We start from the raw sequence: 861 nt of genomic DNA, 5'->3' as shown, positions 1-861 counted from the left end.
CTCGTTCAGCCCGTCGTAGGCGTTGTCGAAGCTCACCAGTGCCTCACATGTGCGGGACGTCGGAGGGGATGTCGTAGAACGTGGGGTGCCGGTAGACCTTGTCCCCGCTCGGCGCGAACATCGGGTCCTTCTCGTCCGGGCTGGACGCGGTGATCGCCTCGGCGGGCACCACCCAGATGCTCACGCCTTCGTTGCGCCGCGTGTAGAGGTCACGGGCGTTGGTCACCGCCATCTGCGCGTCGGCCGCGTGCAGCGACCCGACGTGCACGTGGTTCAGCCCGCGCCTGCCGCGCACGAAGACCTCCCACAACGGCCATGCTCCCCGGCTCATGCCGCCACCCCCTTCTTCTTCGCCGCGTGGGCGAGCGCGGCCTCGCGCACCCACGCGCCGTCCTCGTGCGCCTTGCGGCGGTGCGCGACGCGCTCGGCGTTGCAGGCGCCCTCACCGGAGATCACGCGCTTCAGCTCGGCCCAGTCCGGCTCGCCGAAGTCGTAGTGCTCGCGCTCGGCGTTCCACTTCAGCTNNACGCCGAGCTTTTCCGCCTGCGGCACCGACATGTCCACGAACTTCTGCCGTAGCTCGTCGTTGGTGTGCCGCTTGATCCGCCACGCCATCGAGCGCGCGGTGTTCGGCGAGTCCCCGTCCGGCGGGCCGAACATCATCAGCGACGGCCACCACCAGCGGTTCACCGACTCCTGCACCATCTCCCGCTGCGCCTGGCTGCCGCGCATCATGGTCATCAGCAGCTCGTAGCCCTGCCGCTGGTGGAAGGACTCCTCCTTGCAGACGCGGATCATCGCCCGCGCGTACGGCCCGTAGGAGGTGCGGCACAGCGGGACCTGGTTGCAGATCGCGGCGCC

2 protein-coding genes are annotated in these 861 nt (G+C 69.4%); both read right to left on the bottom strand.

Translation table 11 applies throughout. The features are described from left to right. Window positions 1-43 precede the first annotated feature (43 nt). Window positions 44-331 (bottom strand): 1,2-phenylacetyl-CoA epoxidase subunit PaaB, encoded by a 288-nt coding sequence (gene paaB, locus CCN37_RS37415; protein WP_086830146.1) that lies wholly within the window; start codon window positions 329-331, stop codon window positions 44-46. Continuing rightward, window positions 328-861, bottom strand: a 534-nt coding sequence (locus tag CCN37_RS37410) for a Phenylacetic acid catabolic protein (protein WP_246843549.1), incomplete at its 5' end; no start/stop codon positions are given. The genes CCN37_RS37410 and paaB, both read right to left, overlap by 4 nt.

The sequence above is a fragment of the Allokutzneria sp. NRRL B-24872 genome (genome assembly GCF_002155965.1).
Classification (GTDB): Bacteria; Actinomycetota; Actinomycetes; order Mycobacteriales; family Pseudonocardiaceae; genus Allokutzneria.
The sequence above is the reverse complement of the archived record's forward strand: the minus strand, read 5'-3'. Positions and strand labels throughout refer to the sequence as shown.

What these genes read in the sequence shown, in the direction of transcription:
- paaB (WP_086830146.1), bottom strand. Translation starts at nt 331, where the DNA reads ATGAGCCGGGGAGCATGGCCGTTGTGGGAGGTCTTCGTGCGCGGCAGG.